The 1,391-nt window shown below is 47.2% G+C and carries 1 protein-coding gene; it reads left to right on the top strand.

What is annotated here, in order from left to right:
- The first annotated feature begins 37 nt into the window (after positions 1-37).
- A complete protein-coding gene (locus tag E1J53_RS23790; protein ID WP_134274847.1) occupies positions 38-1,267 on the top strand; it encodes an IS256 family transposase in 1,230 nt (409 codons plus the stop codon).
- The last annotated feature ends 124 nt before the right edge of the window (positions 1,268-1,391 follow it).

Raw genomic sequence — 1,391 nt, 5'->3', positions numbered from 1 at the left:
GAGACTGTTCAAGTAAGTGTGTCTACTATCTTTAAGAATGAAAAGCGCAAAAGACAAATTACCAGCGGATCTCCAAAAGCTGTTAGCAGACCATCTTAAAAGTGGTAAGCCCCTACTTGGTCAAGATAGCCCAATCAGTCAACTGATGCAATCGGCCATCAATGCGGTATTGGAGGGAGAACTGGATCATCACTTGGCGGAAGAAGCTGCTGCGGAAGAGAAAAACAAGCGCAACGGTTCGATGACCAAGCGAGTACTTAGTAGCGCAGGAGAACTGGAGATCAGTACTCCTCGTGATCGAAACGGCACCTTTCAACCCGAGCTGGTTGCCAAGCGACAAACGGAATTGAACAGCGGGCTTAACGATCAAATAATTGCTCTGTACGCTCAGGGCAACAGCGTCGAAGATATTCGGCGGTTGATTCAGCAGATGTTTGGTGTCGAAATTTCGGCGGGTAAAATTTCAGCCATTACCGACCAAGTTCTTCCCCTTGTTCAGCAGTGGCGTAACCGTCCCCTACAGGCCTTTTATGCTATTGTGTACCTAGATGCTATCCATTTCAAAGTTCGGCATGAAGGCAAGTATGAAACTCGTGCTTTCTACACGGTATATTCCATTGATCTGGATGGTAGACGAGACATTCTGGGGCTCTACTTGTCTAAGAGCGAGAGTGCTACGGAATGGGGATTGGTTATGGAAGACCTCAAATCTCGTGGTGTAGAAGATGTTGTGGTTATTTGTACGGATAACCTCAGTGGCTTTTCCCAGGCCATTGACCAGGCTTTCCCTGAGGCGGTTGTGCAAAAATGCATAGTGCATCAAGTCCGTAATTCAGTACGCTACCTTGCCGACAAGGAACGAAAAAAGGTCTGCGCTGACTTACGCACCATCTATACGGCCATTAACGAGACGGAGGCCAAAATGGCGCTGGAAGCTCTCTACCAGAAATGGGATAACAAACTCCATTATATTCTTGATGATTGGCAGGACAAGTGGGAGGAGTTGATGGCTTTCATGCAGTTCCCAAAAGGGATGAGACGGATGATCTACACGACCAACCCGGTAGAGGCCGTACATCGAATCATGCGTAAGTTGATCAAGGGAAAAGCTGCCTGGACATCCGAAATGGCCTTGCTCAAACAGCTTTACCTTTCACTGATGCACAACCAGAAATCTTGGAAGAGAAATGCCTATAAATGGAAACCTATTGTGCACGAACTCATCCGTACCTACGGAGCACGGATCGAAAAGCACTTGATTAACTAGAGCCTGGGACCGTCCTTTCCACATTCTCCGCGCCGAAATAAATCCCCGAAGGGGTTTCTTGCGGGAGAATGTGGAAAGCACTCAGGAATAACTTTTAACCAGACACAGTTTATTGAACTATCCC

The sequence above is a fragment of the Lewinella sp. W8 genome, assembly GCF_004375085.3.
Lineage (GTDB): Bacteria > Bacteroidota > Bacteroidia > Chitinophagales > Saprospiraceae > Neolewinella.
The sequence above is the reverse complement of the archived record's forward strand: the minus strand, read 5'-3'. Positions and strand labels throughout refer to the sequence as shown.